Annotated in this window: 21 protein-coding genes and 3 pseudogenes; 5 read left to right on the top strand and 19 right to left on the bottom strand. The window is 44.2% G+C overall.

The window, feature by feature from the left end; translation table 11 throughout:
* Nucleotides 1–141 precede the first annotated feature (141 nt).
* Complete coding sequence (locus F6K51_RS13560) at nucleotides 142–423, bottom strand: hypothetical protein (protein ID WP_293020997.1); 282 nt, start codon at nucleotides 421–423, stop codon at nucleotides 142–144.
* Nucleotides 424–597: 174 nt separating this feature from the next.
* On the opposite strand from F6K51_RS13560, the gene F6K51_RS13555 reads away from it, so the two are divergent.
* Together F6K51_RS13555 and F6K51_RS13550 are read left to right on the top strand one after the other, a co-directional pair.
* The gene (locus F6K51_RS13555) at nucleotides 598–924 is read left to right on the top strand and encodes a hypothetical protein (protein ID WP_293020995.1); all 327 of its coding nucleotides are present in this window, start codon (nucleotides 598–600) and stop codon (nucleotides 922–924) included.
* Nucleotides 925–975: 51 nt separating this feature from the next.
* Nucleotides 976–1,554, top strand: a complete 579-nt coding sequence (locus F6K51_RS13550; RefSeq protein ID WP_293020994.1) for a hypothetical protein — start codon at nucleotides 976–978, stop codon at nucleotides 1,552–1,554.
* A gap of 184 nt (nucleotides 1,555–1,738) precedes the next feature.
* Here the strand turns inward: F6K51_RS13550 and F6K51_RS13545 are convergent, their stop codons facing one another.
* The 3 genes from F6K51_RS13545 to iscB form a co-directional block, all read right to left on the bottom strand.
* Nucleotides 1,739–2,548 (bottom strand): hypothetical protein, encoded by an 810-nt coding sequence (locus tag F6K51_RS13545; protein WP_293020993.1) that lies wholly within the window; start codon nucleotides 2,546–2,548, stop codon nucleotides 1,739–1,741.
* A 254-nt stretch (nucleotides 2,549–2,802) separates the two neighbouring features.
* A complete protein-coding gene (locus F6K51_RS13540; protein ID WP_293020992.1) occupies nucleotides 2,803–3,603 on the bottom strand; it encodes a type 1 glutamine amidotransferase in 801 nt (266 codons plus the stop codon).
* Between the two features lie 247 nt (nucleotides 3,604–3,850).
* On the bottom strand, nucleotides 3,851–4,972 hold the full coding sequence (iscB, locus tag F6K51_RS13535) for an RNA-guided endonuclease IscB (RefSeq protein ID WP_293020990.1): 1,122 nt from the start codon (nucleotides 4,970–4,972) through the stop codon (nucleotides 3,851–3,853).
* 573 nt (nucleotides 4,973–5,545) lie between these two features.
* Here iscB and lgt point away from each other — a divergent pair.
* Nucleotides 5,546–6,424 (top strand): prolipoprotein diacylglyceryl transferase, encoded by an 879-nt coding sequence (gene lgt / locus F6K51_RS13530; protein WP_293021074.1) that lies wholly within the window; start codon nucleotides 5,546–5,548, stop codon nucleotides 6,422–6,424.
* A 434-nt stretch (nucleotides 6,425–6,858) separates the two neighbouring features.
* Here the strand turns inward: lgt and proX are convergent, their stop codons facing one another.
* The 6 genes from proX to pstS all read right to left on the bottom strand — a co-directional run bounded on the left by proX (nucleotide 6,859) and on the right by pstS (nucleotide 15,728).
* Entirely contained in the window at nucleotides 6,859–8,880 is a 2,022-nt protein-coding gene (gene proX, locus F6K51_RS13525) for a glycine betaine/L-proline ABC transporter substrate-binding protein ProX (protein WP_293020988.1), read from the bottom strand.
* A 164-nt stretch (nucleotides 8,881–9,044) separates the two neighbouring features.
* Nucleotides 9,045–10,262 (bottom strand): glycine betaine/L-proline ABC transporter ATP-binding protein, encoded by a 1,218-nt coding sequence (locus tag F6K51_RS13520; RefSeq protein ID WP_293020986.1) that lies wholly within the window; start codon nucleotides 10,260–10,262, stop codon nucleotides 9,045–9,047.
* 117 nt (nucleotides 10,263–10,379) lie between these two features.
* Nucleotides 10,380–11,096: a Uma2 family endonuclease gene (locus F6K51_RS13515; protein ID WP_293021072.1), complete on the bottom strand. Its 717-nt coding sequence runs from the start codon at nucleotides 11,094–11,096 to the stop codon at nucleotides 10,380–10,382.
* Nucleotides 11,097–11,820: 724 nt separating this feature from the next.
* Nucleotides 11,821–12,642, bottom strand: coding sequence for a Uma2 family endonuclease (locus F6K51_RS13510; RefSeq protein ID WP_293020985.1), 822 nt, complete (start codon nucleotides 12,640–12,642; stop codon nucleotides 11,821–11,823).
* A gap of 4 nt (nucleotides 12,643–12,646) precedes the next feature.
* On the bottom strand, nucleotides 12,647–14,587 hold the full coding sequence (locus tag F6K51_RS13505; RefSeq protein WP_293020983.1) for an iron uptake porin: 1,941 nt from the start codon (nucleotides 14,585–14,587) through the stop codon (nucleotides 12,647–12,649).
* Nucleotides 14,588–14,708: 121 nt separating this feature from the next.
* On the bottom strand, nucleotides 14,709–15,728 hold the full coding sequence (gene pstS / locus F6K51_RS13500; RefSeq protein WP_293020981.1) for a phosphate ABC transporter substrate-binding protein PstS: 1,020 nt from the start codon (nucleotides 15,726–15,728) through the stop codon (nucleotides 14,709–14,711).
* A gap of 480 nt (nucleotides 15,729–16,208) precedes the next feature.
* Between pstS and F6K51_RS13495 the strand changes: the two genes are divergently transcribed.
* Complete coding sequence (locus tag F6K51_RS13495) at nucleotides 16,209–16,682, top strand: hypothetical protein (protein WP_293020979.1); 474 nt, start codon at nucleotides 16,209–16,211, stop codon at nucleotides 16,680–16,682.
* A 14-nt stretch (nucleotides 16,683–16,696) separates the two neighbouring features.
* Here the strand turns inward: F6K51_RS13495 and F6K51_RS13490 are convergent, their stop codons facing one another.
* The 7 genes and pseudogenes from F6K51_RS13490 to F6K51_RS13465 form a co-directional block, all read right to left on the bottom strand.
* Nucleotides 16,697–16,867: a hypothetical protein gene (locus F6K51_RS13490; protein ID WP_293020977.1), complete on the bottom strand. Its 171-nt coding sequence runs from the start codon at nucleotides 16,865–16,867 to the stop codon at nucleotides 16,697–16,699.
* Nucleotides 16,868–16,916: 49 nt separating this feature from the next.
* Nucleotides 16,917–17,396: a substrate-binding domain-containing protein gene (locus F6K51_RS13485; protein WP_293020976.1), complete on the bottom strand. Its 480-nt coding sequence runs from the start codon at nucleotides 17,394–17,396 to the stop codon at nucleotides 16,917–16,919.
* Nucleotides 17,397–17,528: 132 nt separating this feature from the next.
* Nucleotides 17,529–17,804, bottom strand: a pseudogene (locus F6K51_RS13480) (ISKra4 family transposase); the annotation flags it as partial.
* A gap of 178 nt (nucleotides 17,805–17,982) precedes the next feature.
* Nucleotides 17,983–18,318: a hypothetical protein gene (locus tag F6K51_RS13475; protein ID WP_293020974.1), complete on the bottom strand. Its 336-nt coding sequence runs from the start codon at nucleotides 18,316–18,318 to the stop codon at nucleotides 17,983–17,985.
* Between the two features lie 145 nt (nucleotides 18,319–18,463).
* A complete protein-coding gene (locus tag F6K51_RS13470) occupies nucleotides 18,464–18,940 on the bottom strand; it encodes a hypothetical protein (RefSeq protein ID WP_293020972.1) in 477 nt (158 codons plus the stop codon).
* Between the two features lie 104 nt (nucleotides 18,941–19,044).
* Nucleotides 19,045–19,188 carry a DsbA family protein gene (locus tag F6K51_RS38435; protein WP_365939960.1) on the bottom strand — a complete coding sequence of 48 codons (144 nt, stop codon included), beginning with the start codon at nucleotides 19,186–19,188 and terminating at the stop codon, nucleotides 19,045–19,047.
* A gap of 6 nt (nucleotides 19,189–19,194) precedes the next feature.
* Nucleotides 19,195–19,452 carry a thioredoxin domain-containing protein gene (locus F6K51_RS13465; RefSeq protein ID WP_293021070.1) on the bottom strand — a complete coding sequence of 86 codons (258 nt, stop codon included), beginning with the start codon at nucleotides 19,450–19,452 and terminating at the stop codon, nucleotides 19,195–19,197.
* Between the two features lie 153 nt (nucleotides 19,453–19,605).
* On the opposite strand from F6K51_RS13465, the pseudogene F6K51_RS13460 reads away from it, so the two are divergent.
* Nucleotides 19,606–20,416 (top strand): annotated as a pseudogene (locus F6K51_RS13460) (IS5 family transposase).
* 98 nt (nucleotides 20,417–20,514) lie between these two features.
* On the opposite strand, the gene F6K51_RS13455 reads toward F6K51_RS13460, so the two are convergent.
* Together F6K51_RS13455 and F6K51_RS38430 are read right to left on the bottom strand one after the other, a co-directional pair.
* Nucleotides 20,515–20,892, bottom strand: a complete 378-nt coding sequence (locus F6K51_RS13455) for a hypothetical protein (protein ID WP_293020971.1) — start codon at nucleotides 20,890–20,892, stop codon at nucleotides 20,515–20,517.
* A gap of 40 nt (nucleotides 20,893–20,932) precedes the next feature.
* Nucleotides 20,933–21,406, bottom strand: a pseudogene (locus F6K51_RS38430) (M35 family metallo-endopeptidase); the annotation flags it as partial.
* Nucleotides 21,407–21,537 lie beyond the last annotated feature (131 nt).

Below are 21,537 nucleotides of genomic sequence, written 5' to 3'. Positions count from 1 at the left end.
TCAAGAGCCACAAGGAACGGATCACAATGGGAAATTTTTGATCAGAGGGGGTGATGGGGTGATGGGGTGATGGGGTGATGGGGTGATGGGGTGATGGGGTGAGAAGTATATAGAAATCCTCAATCATTTGTGAAAAAGAACCTATGGTGAGATTCTTACTTCTGTTCCTCCACTTCCGGTCTGAGGTTCCTCTGCCCCTTTTCTGGTGTTTGACAACTCAAATCGGATTGCTATATTTTCTTCTATCCCACTCTCAAGGGTCCGACCGTTGATTGTTCTCGGACAAAAGATGACGTTAAACGTGAGGCAAGAGGATATCCATGTTGCCTGCAAGCCTTTTTCCTTTTCACCCTCTCCCATTTCTGGTGAGTCATTGGTATACATCAACTCAAACACAACAAAAACGCAATCGCAAACATCCAAACTTCATCCTGAAACTATAGCATCAATTCAGTTCAGTAATTTTTCGTACACTTTAGGCGTTCGGTGAAGAGGACTGTGAACCATGACTAACGGTATGATAACGACCTTCATTGATTACTGACTTGGTGTCATACTAAGGCTTATTTCTATATCTCAATCAACTTAACTCTACTTATGAACCATCGTTATTGGAGAACCTTTATCGAAGCAGCTGCTGTCACTACCTGCCTGATGTTTGTCAATGGGATTCCCCCAATGACTGAAAATTTTATCTCTGCAACCCTTATGAATAATAAGTTTTTCCAGAATTATAAGGATGGCGTTAAGGAAGTAGTCGCTCAAGAATCTACTTACCCCTTGAATAGTTTATCACTATCATCCTTAGGGAGTGTGGAAAGTTTACCTGAAAAATTATGGAATGTCAAGTTTAACCAATTAACAGCATCAACGGTTAGCCAGAAATATTTCATTGATTCTGCTTTTAGCTTAGGGAGTTTTTAATGATGCTATTCATAGGTTTATTACACTATAAATAGATAATCAGGAGTTAAAATGTTACAAGTGTGTCTACAGCAACCCTGGCCCCTGGATAAACCAATTAGCAAAATTGTATTTCCAGCAATTTTACCAAGCAGCTTGGGAAATTTTGCCACATTATGCTTGATGTTATCCCCACAGGAAATTCAGTATTATCTATTCAGCAAGCCCCACAGTCAATTTGTCTTCATCAATTCGCCTCATCCTATGCTACTATGGGTTACTGTGCTTGAGTCTACAGCACAGGACTCTCGGTTACTCCCTTGCTATCTAGACTTGAAAACCTCGAAAGTTCAGACCATTACTCGTTGCTTAGCAGATAAAGGCTTCTATCGACTACTGTTGTTTTCCACTGAAGAACCACAACGCTGTAACCAGGTAATGACCGTAACGCTTACACCCCAACAATGCCACATGTTACAAGAGTCGGCTAATACTGGTCAAACCTCACAACCTATAGCTCAACCCATAGTCAGCAGACGCATACTAAAGATAAAATTTGAACAACTCAAATCCCAAGTGTTGAATAAATGGGATGCTCTGGACAGGTTTAATTCCCCAACCCAGGCAGAACTTGCTCATTCCATTTCCTAGTTTCCAGCTTCTTCTAACCTTAGGTATTATCATATCATTGCTAGTATGATATAATTCACCTTTGAATACTTATCATTCTGGGAAGCTGGCTGATTAGTCATTGGTGATTGGGTAGATATGACAAAGAACAAATTGCTAATTATTAATAATGACTAATTAAAATTTATTCACGATCGAGATTTTCCTAATTGTTCACAATTGGCAAGAACTCCTTTCTCTGTGATGAATATTCCCAGGCAATTCCGTCTGGATCTTTACTTTGACTCCATTGTGAAAAGTCGGCATCAGATTTACGTTTACCAACTGTGCTGGAATGAACATTCAGTCGCTTCGCTAATTCGGCTTGGATCAGAGGTTGATAAACTTTCTTATCCTGCTTCTTTTTGACCGAGTTTTTTTGATCACCTGAAGCATCAGCAGTAAAGGCAGCTAGTTTTGAGGCAACAGATTCTTGTGATCGTGGAGTTTCTACCAATTTTGGGATTTCACTGGTAGAGAACTCATCTTTTTGGACCTGTAGTTCTAAAGACGGGGTTGGTTGACTGGTGTTGGATTCACTCTCAGGCTCGAAGGAGGATTCACTTTCAGGCTCGAAGGATGGTTCACTCTCATCAAAGATACTACCGAGAGCGCTAGCAGTCAGAAAGTAATAAACAGTGCCAATGTCATCATAGGTTCGACTCTGAGCTCCAAACTCCTGTGCCTTTTTCTCTAAATACTGTTTCGCTGCAGTTCCAGAAATATCTGCCTTGATCGACAAGTCAATGGGTGTCAGACAACCTTGGTTATCTTTAATCAGTTGATTGAAGAAGGGATTAACTTTCCGAGTCCACTTCTGCCATTGATATTGCTGCCAAAGCCTGATGATGATAATCAAGATTAGCATTGCCAGTACGATCGGCCATGCCTTTAGCAACAGAACCATCACCAATGCGAAGGGGATGATCAGAATGAGAATTCCAGTGGCACTGCTATCGATTACTTTTCCAGTCATCTGACTTCACGGGGTAGGGAAACCGCGTCTTTTTAAAGCGCGGAGGAACTACGACAAAGCGCGGTTTTAACCGCACCTTATCCCTCGCTCAACTGCTTGGGAGGGGGTATACTTAGTAGTTTATTCGTTTACGAGCCATTAAGGGGCTATCCACTAAAGTCGGGACTGTGGATTATTAGTAATTAGTGGACATTTCTACCAATCCCGATTACCCATTACCCGTAATAGTCACGGCTTCTTGCTAGTAGTCTTAGTTAACTCAGGTTAGTCAGAGCAAGACGTTTAAACATCGCTATCCGTGCCTTGGTTGCTAAGGTATCATCCAGTGGTTCTAATGACACTGGTATATGATACTTTTGCTTGAGGGCAGTTTGGATCAGCCAATCAGCAATAAAGGGGTTTTTCGGTAACAGCGGACCGTGGGAGTAGGTTGCGATCGCATTTCGATAAAATGCCCCTTCTGTGCCATCTTCCCCATTGTTACCATATCCTTTTACCACTTGAGCTAGGGGTTCGACATTACCTAAATAGGTACGACCACCGTGATTTTCAAAACCAATCACTACTGGAGTTTTCCCGAGCATAGCCTTTAAGTCTTGGGCTAGGGGTGATGCAGTAATCTCAAATACCACATTACCAATGCAACGGCGAGCATCTACGCCAGGATGCTTGCTGACCAAATCCAGCAACCCTAATCCCTGAATCCGCTTACCTAGAGCAGGTTCATAGTAGTGACCTAGCAATTGAGGTGAGCCACAGGTAAATACCCCCGGTGTACCTCCTTCAATTTTTTCTTGTAGGGCATTGGCTTTGCTACCTTGTAAGTCTCGCATAACAATTTCTTGCTGTCTATCTTGAGCACCACCACCCATGAAGATATCCACTTGATAGAATTGCTCAGCAGGGGTTTGCTGATCCAGGGGGATTAGATTGACTCTAATGCCTCGCCACTGGGTTCGTTGTTGTAAGCAGATCACATTACCGCGATCGCCGTAGGTACTCATTAGGGTAGGGTAAAGCCAGCCTATAGTTAATTCTAGTTGTTCGGAATTCATCTTGGGTTGAAGGTGATTTGGTTGTTCGCCTTATACTGTCTGTATGTAATAGGAGGACTATTTCCAGATAATTCTTGGTATTTATCGGCAAAACCCATAAGTATAACCATCCTTTCTGTGAACTCTGAGTAAATTCTTGACGTGCAAGCTTATCGCCTTTTTTCCGGGAACCGTGTAATTAAAGGAGTTGCTTTTGCTTCTGGGATTAACCCTCCCAAACTCCCCCGTCAAAAGGTTTTTAGCTATATCACCACGCTTTCCAACCTTTGATGGGTTTCAATGGGTTATGTCTAATGGGGTAGCCATATTTATTGAGCGCAGCTTTTTGCCTGCCTCCCTGTCCTTTGCAGGTAACTACTAGCGGTTGATAGGTTCTCAACACCAAAGCTTCAACGTCTCCAACACAAGCTGCATCAATCCAATGCTGCTTGGGTAGTCCCAACTTAGTCCGGTTGTATTTGGTCTGAGCACCCGTGCCAGTAACCACAGGTTTTATTTCGTTGAGTACCTTTACTACTTTGTTCCGAGTTGTATTGACCGCTGCTGCATCTCTCAATGGCGAAAGCGCCTTGTTTTTGATTTTTTGTAGCAAGCCTGGTTTCTTTTTTAGGAATTCTTCAATAGGTCTATTGCCTTTTCGTTGATTACATTTTTCACAAGCTAGACAAAGATTGCTGACCCGTTCGCGTAGCGTCGGCTTTGCCGAATCACTGCCTCCTTTGGATTTTGGGTGAATGTGCTCAATCTGTAGGGGAATATTTTGCTTGCCACAATAGGCGCACTCCCTCCCCCACTTCTCAAGTAAATATTCCCTCACCTCATACCCGGCTAGTTCACCTTGTTGGTATTCCACCCCATTGATTTCAGGATCCTGCATTTTTTGAGTGTCAAACTTGACTATTTCAATCCAAATCTCATTGACTGGACAAAACTTAGTTAGTCGTCTTACCCAGGTTTCAATAGTCAAAACCCTGTGTTCTAGACTGGGAGGAATCCAACCCTCTGGACGCTTACGATTAAGAAATCTTGGCTTCCTGTAACGGGTATTGCGATTACGCCTCCCACCCCTAACGCCACTTCTAGATTCTAGTTTTTTCTTTATCAATCCTCCTCTGTGTTCTAGCTCCATTCCCCAAATAACTTGGTCGTCCTGGACTAGAGCAAACCCAGTCACCTTACTGCCTGGATCTATTTTGATTTGACAAGGGGAGATAGTCGGATTGGCGATTGCAGCCTTGAGGATAATCGTGAATGGATACATCCTAAAAACCGCAGCTTTTCCTTTATCTAACAATCGACGCGCTTTCTTGGGGGATATGGGGTTTAATGGTTGTTTGTCTGTGTCAATAACTAATACATAATTCTGCATTTTTAGTGCGTCTCAAATCGGTAATGTTTTCCGGACTTCGTCCCGCTACGCGAACGACCATGTTGTAATGGCTTGTCGTGTCAACCACACATTTTGCCTTCACCTTAATGGTTGACGATAGAGCTGGGAGCTGGAGTTCACTCCCAGGTATCATGACCAAAACAACGTAGGAAATTAATCCTTGGTCTGCAACCTAGTTAGGTAAATTTCCGAGTTTTGCCGGAAATTACCAAGGCTTTTACTAGGTGCTGAGCAGTTATGGGAGAAGCTGATCCAAGCTTTTGCTTCGCACCATTGCACTCCAGATTAGAGAATGCTAGAGACCTGGTCAAGTAATAGAAGTTGACAAGCGATGCAGTGGCCTGAGGGGGGTTTCCCCCACTCGCGCTTTGCATGGCTGACAAAGTGCGATACCTCGACCAAGCACTTGATCAAGATATTTCTATTACCATTACACCCCATCATCCCATCCTCTCATCACCCCATTATCAATTGACCTAGTTTTCTGATGACTTAACCGATGCTGTAGGAGACTACAATGAAACTTGTGGTTTGCTGCCTATGGATAAATCAATGCTGCAAGCAATCTCTGCTCTAACCCTAGGGTTCCAATTTAGTTCTCCTGGGCCAATAATCGTTGAACTCGGACCCCTAACAATCCGCTGGTACGGACTATTGATTGCCTCAGCAGTGTTAATTGGAGTTAGCCTGTCCCAATACCTAGCCAAGGGTCGTAACGTTAACCCAGATTTGTTGGGCGACTTAGCTATCTGGCTGGTGATTTCTGCGATTCCTGGTGCCAGACTTTACTATGTCTTGTTTCAGTGGGAACAATACGCCCAGCGTCCAGACCAAATTATTGCGATTTGGAATGGTGGCATTGCCATTCATGGCGCTATCTTGGGTGGTATCTTAGCTGCAACAATTTTTGCCCGCCTTAATAAACTTTCTGTCTGGCTGTTAGTTGATCTAGTAGTTCCTTCCCTGATATTAGGTCAAGCAATCGGACGTTGGGGTAATTTCTTTAATTCCGAAGCCTTTGGGGCTCCCACAGATTTGCCTTGGAAATTGTATATTCCACCACTACAGCGTCCCCCAGGGTTTCAGAATTTTGACTATTTCCATCCCACCTTTCTGTATGAGTCTGTGTGGAACTTATTGGTCTTTGGGTTACTGATGACTCTGTTCTTTCGGGATTTACGCCGCAAACCCCATCTGAAGGTAGGGACGATGGCTCTAGTTTATATGGTCGCCTATAGTACTGGTCGCTTCTGGATTGAGGGATTGCGGATGGATAGTCTGATGCTCGGTCCATTACGCATTGCTCAAGTGGTCAGTTTGGTTGCGATCGCATTGGGAGTTGCTGGTTTAGGGTGGCTGTATTGGATGGGTCGGTCTTTGCCAGATGTTGTTCCAGCCGATAATCAGCAGTGGGATACGGTATCTAAATAAAAAAAAGCCCCAGAGTTTAGCTCTAGGACTTCACCAGGGTGCATCTACCACTTTATTTTTACTGGGTAGATCAGGTTAATCCGGACAATTTTGGAATATGGCAATCTGTGATAAGTTGTGATATTGGAAAGATCGCGCGTAAGCTATCAGCTATCAGCTATCAGCCAACGGCTTAATGCTTACGATCGCGCAACGGATGATTCGAGGGCATGTTACCTATAGGTGAGTCTCTGGTATAGCAGTCCCCAGGGCAGGCGCGGACATGACAAAAGTCTCAAACCTAAGTAAGCGCAAGAGTTTGACTTCTGACTTCTGACTTCTGACTTCTGACTTCTGCTATAACTCGGGATTAATCACAAATACCAATTACCCTTTACCAATGACCAATTATTCAAGTTTGACAATATTCATGTTCTCGTAAATTATAGGAAACCTCAAATTCCAGAAGTTTCTCCAACGTTTCTAGCTTCTTCAACCCAGCTATCAAACAACTTTTGATTCTTTTTAATCCATTCTTGGCTATGGCGACGGATATCTGCTGGGCTATTTTCCCCCTTTTCGGCCCGTAGGCTTTCAGCATTAATATCCTCAATCGACATCTTAAATCGCTCAAACAATTTTCTGGCGGCTGGGTTGGCTGCTATAAATTTTTTGTTGGCCACAAAGCGAACCCGATCCACCGCAAATCCGAGATTTTTACCATCGATTGAAGTATGTTTTTCTGTCAACCCTTTCTGGGCTTCTGGTAGATTGGTTTGGGCAACTTCTAGCCAAACCACATCCTCACCTGGTTTTAATACCGTAGCCAGCCACAGGGGAGTCCAAGTGTAGTATAAGACGGGTTTTCCTTGTTTGTAGCGAGCAATGCTATTCGCAATTAGGACGCTATATTCTCCTTGGTCGTGTTCGACAGTATCCCTGAGCCCATAAGCATCTAAGTGATGCTCAATAACTAACTCACATCCCCAACCGGGAATACAACCGGCTAAATTTGCCTTACCATCTCCATCGGAGTCAAAGAGTTTGGCAATTTTAGGGTTTTTGAGTTGTTCCAAATTGGTGATATTGTATTTTTCAGCAGTTTTTTTATCAATCTGATACCCTTGCAACAGATCAGAAACAATAACTCCAACTCGCTCTAATTTCTTTTCGCCACCATTTTTTTCAAAGAATTCTGTGTGTAACTTTTCCCAGTGGCTAGCGGTAAAATCGAGGTCGTTATTACCCAAAGCGATGTGGCTGGTGGTTGGTTGGAGTTGTTTGGGTTTTTCAATCTCGTAACCGAGCTTTTCCAGAGCCGTGTTAACGATGTGTGTCATGAATTGTGAATCGGCTAGATAACCATAGGTAGAGCGTACCTTCACCCCTTTCCCAGGTAGGGCTATTTCTGATGCAGTTAATTCGGTTGTAGCTTGGGGAATTTGTTGCCAGCTGATGAAACCCACAAGCAATGCCACTAAAACCGTTACAGCAACAGTAGTCCCAGTCCGTGGTTTACTGGTTAACCTCAAACGCACAAAACCAATCGGTCCTCGCTCTAGCCAAGGGATTTGGTTGTTGCCTTGACTCACCACTTGAGTGATCCGGTCGAGCATCACCGCAATCAGCACGATGCTTAATCCTCCCACAGCAGCTAGTCCGACATTCACCCGACCGAGACCTTGTAAGACCATCTGTCCCAGTCCCCCGACACCAATCATAGAAGTCACCACCGACATCGATAGTGCTAATAATATGGCTTGGTTGACTCCAGCTAGGATAGTTGGCATTGCTAGGGGAATTTGCACTTCCCAAAGCATTTGTATTGGGGTTGAGCCAAATGCGATCGCAGCTTCGACAACTTCTGTAGATACTTGTCGGATACCTAGGTTGGTCAGGCGAATCAAGGGGGGAACAGCAAAGACTAGAGTAGCGATTACTCCTGGCACTGCACCAATGCCAAATAGCATTACTACTGGGACAAGATAGACGAATGACGGCAGGGTTTGCATGGCATCAAGCAGAGGTCGCAGGAATTTCTCCACGCGATCGCTACTAGCACAGGCAATGCCAAGGGAAATGCCAATCACCACGCAAAAGACTACAGCTGTCACCACTAGCGCCAGGGTAGTCATGGCTTGTTCCCAAGCTCCAAAAAAGCCAATCAAGGTCAAGGCAATAAGGCTATAAATAGCAATTTTACCCCCAGCAATTTGCCATACTATCAAGCCCATAATAATCAGGAAAATTAGGGGAGGAATCGATAGGAAAAGCGATTGTATCCCTTCCAGAGTCCAGGTAATGGGCAAGCTAATTGCTTGAAAGAAGGGACGGAAGTTGTCAACTAGGAAATTAACTACTGCGGTAATCCACTCGTCCAGGGGTAAGGTATAAAGCTCAAAGGGATTCAAGATAATATCTAGACCGACTTGGCTTGTTGCGATATTATTAAGGGATAGAATTAAAGAATTGAACACAATACTATTCCGAGGAACCTTCTTATAGTATAGATTGTCGATTTATCTAGATATTTTCTTTGTAAGCATTCAGCTATCAGCTATCAGCTATCAGCTATCAGCTATCAGCTATCAGCTATCAGCTATCAGCTAAAGCGCTACTTGAGATGCTACTTGAGGTGCTATCAGCTGTTGTCTTGGACAAGCTTTTGAGGTTTGCCAATACTAGCGATCAGATCAGACTGTTCCACCATTCCTTTGAATGTACCGTCAGTATCGACTACAGCAACAGGAAGTCCATCTCGGTAGAGGTGAAATATATCTTCTAGGTGGGTTAAAGCGTTGACTGTGGGGAAGTCCGTTTCCATCACTTCAGTAATGTCTTCGCTTCCTTTTTGGAGGACTGCTTCGAGCCATTGTTTCTTGACAATTCCAACTGGTTTGCTGTGTTCATCGACAACATACATTTGTTGGAGGTGATGGTCTATCATCTTTTCCAGTCCAGCCTTAGCAGAGTTTTCTTTAAGAACTAAGGCAGGGGTTTGACGAGCTATTGACCCAGTTTTTAGGACTTGGGCGCGGTTAACATCTTGGATGAATGCACGGATGTAGTCGTCAGCTGGTTGGTTAACCAGTTCTTCTGGTGTGCCAGTTTGGACGATATAACCGTCTTTCATCACTGCTATGTGATCGCCCATCTTCAGGGCTTCTTGAATATCATGGCTGATAAATACAATGGTTTTGTGCAGTTCTGTCTGGAGTCGCAGTAATTCATCCTGCATGTCCCGCCGAATCAGAGGGTCGAGGGCGCTGAATGCCTCATCCATAAGTAAAATCTCGGCATCTGTGGCTAAAGCCCGGGCTAAACCTACCCGTTGACGCATGCCACCACTGAGGGATGAAGGTAAATAATCTGCCCATTGGGATAAACCTACCACTTCTAAGGTTTCCAAGGCTTTTTTGCGGCGTTTGGCTTGATCTATCCCCCGGACCTTTAGACCATACCCGACATTTTCTGCAACTGTTTTGTGGGGAAATAATCCAAATCGCTGAAACACCATTGATACCTTGCTCTGGCGAATCTCTCGCATCCGCTTCTCATCAACATGGGCAATGTCTTCATCATCGATATAGATATTGCCGCTGGTCGGATTAATTAAGCGGTTAATACAGCGAGCTAGGGTAGATTTTCCGGAACCGGATAACCCCATGACCACAAACAATTCTCCTTGATTGACTGTCAGAGAAACATCAGCAATACCTAAGACTTGACCGGTTTTTTCTAAGATAGAATCCCTACTCCCACCTTGGCGAAACAGTTTGAGGGCAGCTTGGGGTTTTTCGCCATAAATTTTAATCAGATGTTCAATACGAATTTTGGGGTTTGAATTAATATTATTCATTAGAAATTGGTTATTGGGGAAAAGGTCATTGGGGAAAAGGTCATTGGGGAAAACTCCTAGGTTCTAACAGTTAATCAGTAAGCTCCACACTTTTTATTATTTTTATGACCATTCACCTTAAATTTCATCTGGGTCAATCCCTGCCTGTCGCAGTCTCTCTGCTAATTGCTCAGCTCGTTGCTCAGCTACTTCAGCTTGTTGCTCAGCTACTTCAGCTCGTTGCTCAGCTACTTCAGCTCGTTGCTCAGCTGCTTCTTCTGGTAAGGGAACTAGATTCCCATCCCGGTCATAAAAGCGCAGCCATACTGCTGAGGTTTCCTCAATGGTTCCAGACCATGCTCCTAACCACAAGCCTAAGGGCTGACACCATAGCCACCCTTGTTCATTTGGGGTTAGCTCCTGGTAGCCATTGTCTATATCTAAATACCATCCTTGCAATGAATCTGGGTCAAAGGGTTGGTAGACAAAATAATTTGGAGTTCGGAAGGTCTGGCAGTAGATGCTCTTCTTTTTACCTGTGTCAACTTGCTTTGTGGAGGGGGACATCAGCTCGATTATTACATCTGGGTAGCGACCCTGTTCTTCCCATACTACCCAACCCAGGCGTTCTCGACTACCGTCTACATTCAAGACTACAAAGAAATCTGGCCCGCGAAAGTCCCGGTTTCGTGCTTGTTCACTACTGAAGTAAACAAACATATTGCCCCCAACAAAGTAATCGTCTCGGTCAGCTAAAGCAACGCGCAGTGAACGGATCAGGGCGTTCATGGCTATGCGGTGGCGGTCACTCTCCAAAGGTTCTCCATCATCAAAGATTAAATCGGTTGGTGGCATCGGGGGCTCCCAATCCACACTATTGGTTGCAGTTGGGGATACTGTTTCGGTCTTGGTTATGCTGCTCACAACAGATCTACCGTCACGTTTGGAAGCCTGGTATCTAATCACTGGGAAAGAAAAACGCACTAAGAGCGCGGTGTTAACCGCCGATACGAACGTCTTTCCCCTAGACTAGTATATCTGTTCTGTGAACCTGATGCGATCGCAATCCTAAATCGTTTGTCAAAAATACTTCGGTTGAAAATAAGTAGTCGGACAAAACTAAAATTAACTCTTTAAATAGGGAGCAGGGAGCAGGGAGCAGGGAGCAGAGGGACTTTTGGCAACTTTACACAAATTAATACAGTTAGGTTTATTTTTGTCCAGGTACTTAGTGCTGAGTCCTCAATACAGAAACCAGAGTAAAAACTGTTACTGTTGACTAGTCAACAGTGTTTAAAATTATAGTATAACTTGACAGAAAATACTTGATTGAAACATTTTTTAGCAAGACTACATAGACTAACTCTTTGCTAGTCTAAATCTGAAGAGATGTTGCAGTTACAGCAGTTTTAAATTGGCTGAGATACAAATTATTGGATTTTAGGGAGCAGGTAAGAAGTAAAAAATGCTGTGTACCCGATAGCTATGAAAAACGCTGTGATCAATTAGGCTTTTTTTATAAAATAAATTACTATTGCTGCAAGGCCAGGCAAACGCCCCGATTCAATAAATTTATGGCCTACAAAACCGTATCCGGATCAATTCCCCGTTCTTGTAATAGCGCTCTCAGACGTGCCACTTCAGCTTCCGCCTTTTCAGCTCGTTCTTGTCCTGTCAGCAATAGATTACCTTCACTATCCCACCATCGCAGCCAGATTTGGGTTTGATTCTGGTAGCTTCCTGACCATTTTCCCAGTTCTACTTTTAACGGAGCAATCGGATAATGACCCCGTTCGTTCGGTGACATCTTCTGATAAAATCCATTTACGAGATTGTAGACTTCTAGTTCATTGTCCTTGATCACAAATATGGCGTAGTAGGGAATCCTCATTACTCGCTCGTAGACCCAGAATTTACCAGGACGCTGACCCTTTTTCTTATCCTTGGTCTGAGGGGTAACAGTTGCTAGCTGAGCCAGTGATGTTTTGTCCCGTTCCTCACTCCCATCCCTGCTTGCCAGTTCGATAGCAATCAGGGGTGGAATGTATTCCCTACGAAGGACGTAGGAGCGACGAATCTGACCATCAAGCTTGGGGGAAACATCCGGAATATAGAACCAATCAGGAGCTTCGGCTCCTGTCTCTGGGGGGTCGGTTTCTCGCCAGTAGATGCCGCAATCTTGACCAATGATGTACTGACCATCAGGGTGAAGCTGTTGCAGTACTGAAGCAATTGAATCGGTTAGGAGCAGAGTTTGGGGATGCTCTTGAAAGTTTTTGCCTACGGCACGCTCCGCGAACACAAAGGTGCCATCCGACTCTGGTAATTGGGTGTGGTCGGGAAAGGGTTGGGAAAAATCTGGGTTGGGAGTGAGGGTTTTCGGTTGAATATTTTGAACCATCCCACTAGAAATTAAACTGGGTTCGCAGCAGTCCAACCCCAATGGTATCATTTTCATCATTGTGTTCTGGATCGATAATCACCAAAACACCAGGAGTGATAAAGATTCTATCAGTGAGTGGGTAGCGATAAGACAGTTCGAGATGGTATGATACATCGCGATCGCGACGACCAGCAACATCATTACTAGCTAGTCTCGGAGGCATGCCAACAATTAGATTCAACTGGCTGCCTAGTTTTCCGATGTCTGGGAAAGCGGCGGTAATTGCCCAGCTCCAAATATCTGCTTTTGATCCGGTTGATCCATCGAAATCATTGTTACGGGGTGAGGATTCTGCGATCGCATTGCTATAACCAACCCAACCCCCTAGGGTAAAGCGATCGCTAAATCGATAGCTAGTCGATACACCCAAGCTATTTGATGAGGTGGCTGTATTTGAGCCAAAGGGAGATTGAGCGAATTCGCTACCGAGAAACGATGCAGTGTTGGCTGTTTCAGGAGAGTAGTACCGGACATAGGTCAAGGCCATACCAAAACGATCAGAGGGAGTGAGGGTCACCTGAGCCAAAGCACCAAAGGCACCATTGAACAGTCCAAAGTCTGAATTAGAGGCAGAACCAGTGTAATAGGCTGCTCCAGTAGCAATCACGTCATTGAATTGATAGTATATTGCAGCACCAGCGCCAAAACCCAAGTCGTAGATGTAATTATTGAATCCAAAACTGGAAATGGTAAATACTGGATTGAGGGTGGGAATCAAAGCACTTGCTCCCTGACCTGCTGCTGTTATAGATACCAGACCTTTATTACCTAGGGGAAACCGATAGAACAGCTGGTTTAATTTAACATCATTGCCGGTATTAGTGGCAAAACCAAACTTTGTCATGGCTGTGCCGGTGAAACCAGTGCTAAAGTTACTGGTATTCCCTGGCCGAAGTCTAGTGCGCAAAAGGTCTCGACCAGTGAAACTGGTGTCAAAGTTGAGAGTTGCCCGGCCTCCCAACAGAGTATTAGTATCATCAAAATCTTCTGTTGGGCTTTGACCAGAAGGAACTGCTTTTTTCCCCCCAAAGCCAGTAGCTAGAGCAATATCTACACTCCCACGCAAGATAGTAGTAGTAGAAAACTGATGGTCTTCGAGGAAAGTAACCCGCCCTTCCAAGTTATCGACCCGAGCCTGTACAGTAGCCAATTCATCACTGAACTCTTCTTGTAGCCTTTGCATTGCTGCTAAATCAGCTTCCGTTACCAAGTTGGCTGTTTTCCCAATAATCATGGCATTCACCCGATTTAGGCAAAAATTCAAGCCAAACGCAAACTCGTAGCGAGTCAGGGCGCGGTTACCGCGATAGGTGTCATCCTCGTAACCAGTCAGGCATCTATAGCGCTTCAACAAAGACTGTAGTGCTTCGTAAGCCCAATCCGTAGGTTGGACATCAGACAGTTCATAAACTGGTGTTACCCGCTCCATTGGTCCATTACTCAACGGATCTGTCACACCTAAGTTTTGGGATATATCTAAACTATTATCTGGACTATTATCTAAACTATTATCTAGACTATTGGAGTTAGTCTGAGTAGATGGGATGTCTAATAGTTTGGAAATCGGTGCTACCTGACCCATAAAGGGATTACTCACAGTGTCTGCCACCTCTAGGTCTGGCGGTGACTCTAGACTAGTCAAGCTAGCTGTCGATATCCCAGAATGGGGAATAGAGGTAGTGGTCTTAAACTCCAGTTCATGGTGGAATTGGTCGGTTAACTGAGGAGTTTTTGGGGGAGTTTTTAAGTACTCTCGCGCTAGATATTTCTGGTTGGGGTTAACATCTGACCAATCTGCTGTCAAGGTTTCTAGTTTGCTCTCAGCCATGGCGGGGGTAATGGTTACCAAATGGACACCAAGTACTATCGGTGTCAGTGGTAATGCACCGCAAAATTTTTTCACAATTCTCCTCACACAAGAAAAATAAAGGGTAAAAGCTCGAAGGCAATACCACACCAATAACAGCGATACACGGATAGCAAAAGAAATTTATTCCTTTTGCCTTCTGTTGACTTTTGTCCTTCTATGGAACAACCCTGATGTTGTTATTCACAGCTTCGATGGCTCGGTTAGCAACATCTTCCGGTATCCGAGTGTACTGTAGATCTTCGTTCAAGTCTTGACCGTCAGTCAGAATCCAATTTATCAGGTCTTTAACCCCTTGGGCTAGTTCTGCTTTAGGATACTTTTCGTAGACAAACAGCCAAGTTATACCTACAATTGGATATCCCTCTTCTGGGTCATCTATATTTTCGATGGTGAAGTCATCATTGAACTGCACATTGTCTAGGGCTTTATTCGCTTGATCAACCGTAGGCTTGACGTAGCGACCAGCTTGGTTTTCCAGCCTGGCCATTGGTAGGTTAAGCTGTTTAGCATAACTCGCTGGTACATAGCCAATGGCACCGTCAATTCGCTTAACTTCGCTAGCTACTGGTCCATTTCCCGGAACACTAGAGAAGACCTTAAAGCCCCAATTAGGTTTTCTACTGGCTCGGATTCTGCCATTAGTAATTTCATTCAAATATTTAGTAAAAATAAAGCTAGTACCGCTACTACCTGAGTGGACAACTACTTGAATCTTACGGTTTGGCAGGCGGGAGTTAACTTGCTTCCAATTAGAAATTTGACCTGTGAAGATTTTACCTAGAGTTTCTCGGGATAGCTTAACATCGGTGGTTATTCCTTGAAGATTATAAACCACAGCCAAAGATCCTCCAGCCGTTGGTACCATCAACAAACCCCGTTTCATTGAGTTTCTCTCTACAGGAGTTGGAATTACATTGCTCGCTCCGAAGTCAACGGACTGATTCAGAAATCGTCTAATCCCACCACCACTGCCAATGGCACTGTATTTGAGCTTTACATCGGTTGTTTGTTCTTGGTATTCTCTAAAGTAACGCCGATAAAGAGGTTCAGGAAATGTAGCTCCCGCACCAGTCAGGGATTGAGCGATCGCACCACTGATAGAACCAAAGCCAACGGTAACGGTTACCGCTGTTGCTGTTAAAACCTTTTGCCAAAAAAATTGATAGCCAATCATTAATGTATCCTTAATTTATTCTAGTATTACAATTTTTAGTATTCTTAATCCTATAGATTACGCGATCGCTGAAAGCGGGACTTCGTCCATCGCGTCAATAACAATGTAAGCATTCAGCGGTCAGCCGTGAGCTGTCAGCCTTCAGCTAAAAGCTCACGCTATGGAACCGTCAGCTGATGTAACAGAGATTAAACCAATGCTTACTTGTTTTATTCAAAAGCACCTCATTAGCTGATAGCTGATAGCTGATAGCTGATAGCTGATAGCTTACATAACAATATAATTTATATGACGACTATTTCAAGTCTAAAGTTTCGCCAATTTTACTGGCGTTATAAGTGGGCAATCAATAGTGGGCAATCAAATTTATCTCATCAGAGAGTTTACTATAAAACTCTAAGCCAAGTTTAATGCTATTTTACAAGAAAGGAAACATTTTTTTGGTGTGACATGGAGATGAGTTTACTGCGAAAATTTAGCTTGACACTGGTTTCATTCCTTGCACTTAGTCTCCCAGCTGGCAAGGCATTTGCCCAAAGCTTTGGGGGGATATATCAGGAGATTTCTATCTCTGAAGTGCCAGCTCCTGCTATCACTGCGGCCACTGTTGCTGCTGGTGTCTCACCCACGGATGCAGCAATCGAGATTGGGGGTGATGGCAAGCTAATCTATGGACTGAGTGGTCAGAACTCCCAGGGCAACCGCTTTGAAGTGGATGTCAATGCCATTGGCGAAATTCAGCAGGTTGAAGAAGAAATTGACCAGAGTCAGGTACCCCCAGAAGTACTCAAAGGTCTAAGAGTTTGGCTACCTGACTTCCAGCCTACTGTGATTAGAAGGAGCGTCCGAGCCACAGACGTTATATACGAATTCAATGGTAAGGATGTGCAAGGCAACAACCTTCAAATTGAAATGCCGTCCAAGGGTGGGAGGTTGATTCTGTTTACCTATTGAACCAGGGACTAACTCTACCTAGGTTTTAGGGAGCAGGGAGTAGGGAGTAGGGAGTAGGGAAAAGGGAACTTTGGATCAGGGAAAAAATCCTGTGTACCTCGGCAGTCTTGATGCTGTCGCTCATGCTGGAAACTATAGCAGTTGTTGATGGGGGGAACCCCCGCCTGAAGGCACTGCCTCCCCAAGACCGTGCTAAATCGCTAGTTCTCTGCTCTCCTAACGACGGAAGTATGGTTATTCAACCGAATTTGATATTACTCTTCTGGGCAGGTAAGTGTTAACTTGCTTCCAATTACCAATTTGACCAGTAAAGATTTTCCCTAAAGTATCGCGAGATAATCTGACAGAGGAGACTACACCTTGGAGATTGTAAATCACTGACACAGCTCCCCCGGCTGTGGGCACCATTTGCAAGCCCCGTTTCATCTGACTTTTCTCCTCATCGGTTGGGGGCATATCACTACTGGCGAAATCAACAGACTCGTTAATGAATTGCTCAATGCCAGTACCACTGCCAATGGTGCTGTAATTTACGTTAACGCTGGTTTCTTGTTGGTATTGAGAAAAGTAACGCTGGTAAAGGGGTTGGGGAAATGAAGCACCGGCACCAAACAATGGTATTGCACTTGCTGCCTTGAGTGAAATCAATACAATGGCAACTGTAACTGTTAAGGTTATCAATGTCCGACGGGACTTGATTACAGCTAAACTCATTAGTCTATAAGAATTTAAGGATAATTGGTGGTGGTACACAAGTAGTGATTTTAACCCCCGAAACCTTGAATACACCTTAGCCAAATCACTACATCTTTACCACTACCTGGCTTCTTTATAGCCTTGATTTTAATTGAGGGGATTCATGACTCCATCTACTCCTACATCGAGGACATTTTTATTTTTACTAGGGTCAATATGTGGTGTAGTTTCTGTGAGCTTATGAGGTGGTGTTTCTAATTATAATTCAGGTAGTGGTAGCAGATTCCCGGTGTTTTATACTTGGTTTGCTAGGGTCTTTTATGTAATGTTTATTCCCGTCCATTGAACAAATAGTTGATGAGCATTGGGGAACTCACTACTAACTCCGAGGGCACAGGCTAGTTCTAGTACTGATGGTAACCATTTATGGCTCTCCTAGGGTGGCTATGATAAATTAGTAGAAAATAATCGCCATAACCCTTACTAAATAAGGGATTCAATAAAATAAAAATGCAATTTTAATAAAAATGTATTTTTATTTTATTGAATCCCTTGCTATTTAAGGGGTTAAGCTCATTTAAACTACTCATTTACTATAATCAGTCTAGGTAATCAGTCTAGGAGAGCCCCATTTATCTGCTGGTAGTCCCAATTGGAGATCTGCTTTGACCTCTAAACCATTGGCTGTGGGGTAAACTCTGCGTTGGATGAGCATTTCTCCCAAAGGAGTGTAATATCTTTTTGGTCGTTTGGTTCTCGCTCCATGGTATTGGGCTTCTGTTTGTTCGATTTGGGCTTGTACTAATTGTTGTTGGATGAGATTGCCTAGTTCACGCCAGAAAAGATTGAATTTGCTGACAAACTGGTTTAAGTCTTGCCACTGGGGTAGTTGGTACTGTGTGGGTTCTATTTTATCAAGAATTGACTTCAAATCCATCATCGGGTTAGTAGAGGGTGGTTAACTATCTAGTGGGGGACTATGTTATCGTATCAGACACGACAACTGTTCCCTCCCCTCCCACGCATTTTTTCGCTCACCCCTGCCTGTCTAAAGGATTAATCCAAGCCTTTTGCATTCATATTATTCAGGGAGGAGATATCTGGAAAGTGACCATATTGCCTGGTATCTCTAACCCTTGATAGTTTTCCTCTGCACCAAAAATTTGGCTCTCTTCTCTGACGACATCATGAATTGTCCCTCGAAATTTTACTTGGCATACTGCGGCCACGGGTAAATTATAAGCCGAGGATAATTCAACTTCTTTTGACACAGACTCACCCGGCTGAATGAGTACATAGTCTTCCTGGGTTGGTCTGCCGCGCTTGACCATCGGTCCTTCGTATAGAATTTCTTCACCATCACATATCACCTGAAGAATCCTACCCTTTAAACCCTCAAGTGGCGTATACCAGGTAAGAACCCATAAGGGTTGAACATCTAAATTTTCAAGCATAAAGACAATGTTGACTGGTTGGTTGATGGTATAATTTTCTTGGGAGTCGAGTCGGTATTGCAATGAATTTTTAGAAGTATTACAAGCACTCGTCAAGAATTGACTCATTAAGATCACTCCTACAATCAGTAGCGATGGTAAAAGACGCATAACAGGCACCTTTGTTAATGTAAAGTTTAGATGGATACTAATTAATCTTGCATATTAATTTTCTACAATGCCCCTTCTAGAATAGAGAGTGGTACAGCACCTGCAAAGACCTCTCTGTTCATTACGAAGAAAGGTGTACCCTGAATCCCCAGTGTTTCTGCGATCTCAATGTCTTTCTGAATTGCGGCAGTAGCATCCTTTCCTATAAGATCTTACCTTGTCAGATTGAAATTTAGGTTTTTGGCTACATCAACATAGAACGCCTCACCGAGTTGATCTTGATGGGAAAAGAGGGCATTACGATACTGCCAAAATTTTCCTTGCTGTCCTGCTGCCCAAGCAGCTTTAGCAGCAGCCATAGCCTGATGATGAACTGATGACAAGGGGAAGTGCTTGTAAACTAAGGCCACTTCATCTTGATGAATTGCCTTGAACTGCTTCAAAGTTTTATGAGCCTCGGCACAATACAGCGGTTTGCAATTCAGTTAGGTACAAAGTTCTGGGTTTTTAGGGAGCAGGGAGCAGGGAGCGTTGCTGATTCTGGGTATGGTTTTGCCCCCCTAGGGCGTGTTTTCAAACTTGTTGTATCCTAGTAAAAACGTGATCCCAGGCAGGCTGTACTGATGAACCGAGGCGACTTGAGTAACGAACAGTGGGAGAGGTTAAAACCGCTACTGCCACCAGTGAAACCCCGAACAGGTAAGCCCAATCACGACCACCGACAAGTAGTTAACGGCATTCTCTGGATACTCAGAACTGGAGCCCCGTGGCGAGACCTGCCAGAACGTTATGGAAAGTGGCTGCATCGTGGCAACACGGTTTTATCGGTGGCAAAAAGCCCAGATTTGGCCCCCAATCCTAGAAAGCCTACAAGCCGAGGCAGACAAACTCGGAAAGCTAGACTGGGAGGTTCATTACGTCGATGGCAGTGTGATTCGTGCCCACCAACATGCTGCTGGTGGAAAAAAGGGGGCTCAGCAGAGGAAAAACTAGGTCGTTCCCGTGGTGGTTTTAGTACAAAAATACACATACGTTGTGAGGGGAAAGGTAAACCGATAACTTTTCTGCTGAGCCCAGGTCAGCGTAACGAGTCAATTTTTTTGGAACAATTAATGGAACAAGGAGCAGCTCGCGCGTTCTGGGCGAGGCCGCCCACGTTTACGCCCTGTACGATTAGTCGGTGACAAAGGCTACACAGGTCGTCTAAGGTCGCACTTACTTACGTCGTCGCGGTATCCGTCTAACAATTCCACGACTATCGAATGAACCGCTAGATGCGTCCCTTTAGTCGTGAAATCTATCGTCAACGCAACGTTGTTGAACGGGCTATCAATCGACTCAAGCAAGGTCGTCGTATCGCTACCCGGTATGAAAAACTTGCTGCCAATTAAGAGCGCCATGATTACGATCGCCTGCATTCTTTTGTGGTTATAGTTTGAAAACACGCCCTAGCCCCCCAAGCGAGGGATTTAGGGGGCTTTAACAAAACCAGATGATCGCGCATTCATTCCTTGATTCAGCAACGCCAACCTCTATTGCGCCCGGCAGCAGAGATACGGGTGGTCATCGTCCCTATATTCTAGAGAACCTGAACAACTTCCTCCCCGCTCCTTTGGTGTTAACGAAGAGGCAGGAGCTATCTTCCCTATTGTTCCACTATAGATTGGCCAGGAACCACCACAAGTAAAACAAAGTGAGCAAGCACTAACTGTTGCAGCTGCACTTATACCTTGATCCTCTTCCAGGGGTTCTTTAGGCGGTTGTGGAATTTCCGCTAAAACAACTGCTTTAGTTGATTGTTGAAATTGGGATAGCTGGTTCTCTGAAGCCATCGCCTTACTTGGCAATGCCCCTAGTATCACTACCAAAATCAGCCCCAAAGACAAAAAACAAGAAATTATTTTTTTCATAGTTCCTTTCCATTTCTGATTTCAGACACATTTTTAATGACTATTGACAACAGAGATACGGATAGGTATCATTTCTATATCCCAGAGGTCCTGAACAACTCGGGCCGCGCTCCTTTGGTGTAGATGAGGGAGCAGGAGTTACCTTTCCTATCGTCCCACTGTAATTTGGCCAACGACCACCACAAGTAGAACAAAGTGAGCAAGCAGATACATCGGTTGGCATTGAAAGCCCTGGGGTATTCTCTGCAAAATATTCATGAGAATCAGCATTTTCAATGGCTTTGGATGGATCTGTGATGGCTAATTGTTTAGAACCTGACTGCCCATAAACGTGGTCATCTGTTGCTGCAACTACATTAAAATGGCTTGTTTCGTGAACAATAGTGCCTGACTTCGAATCTGTTCCAGTAAGGGGCGCTGTCCAAAATCCGTTGCACAAGAAGATTTTATAAGGCTGATTAGGGTAGACATAGGCATAATAATTCTCACTACAACTACAATTAAATGTGATTGTCTTGGTTAGAGTCGATGCCTGGTATTACCCAGGGCACCTCTCCTTCAGAACTGGGCGTGAGACTTTCACCTCACCCAGCTCCTAGATATCCTCTCCTTTCGGAGTGCTCCAGTGTATCTGTTGATGGCAGC

This window comes from Moorena sp. SIO3I8 (genome assembly GCF_010692325.1).
Taxonomy (GTDB): domain Bacteria; phylum Cyanobacteriota; class Cyanobacteriia; order Cyanobacteriales; family Coleofasciculaceae; genus Moorena.
Note: the sequence above shows the minus strand (reverse complement) of the source record. Positions and strands in the feature narration are given on the sequence as shown.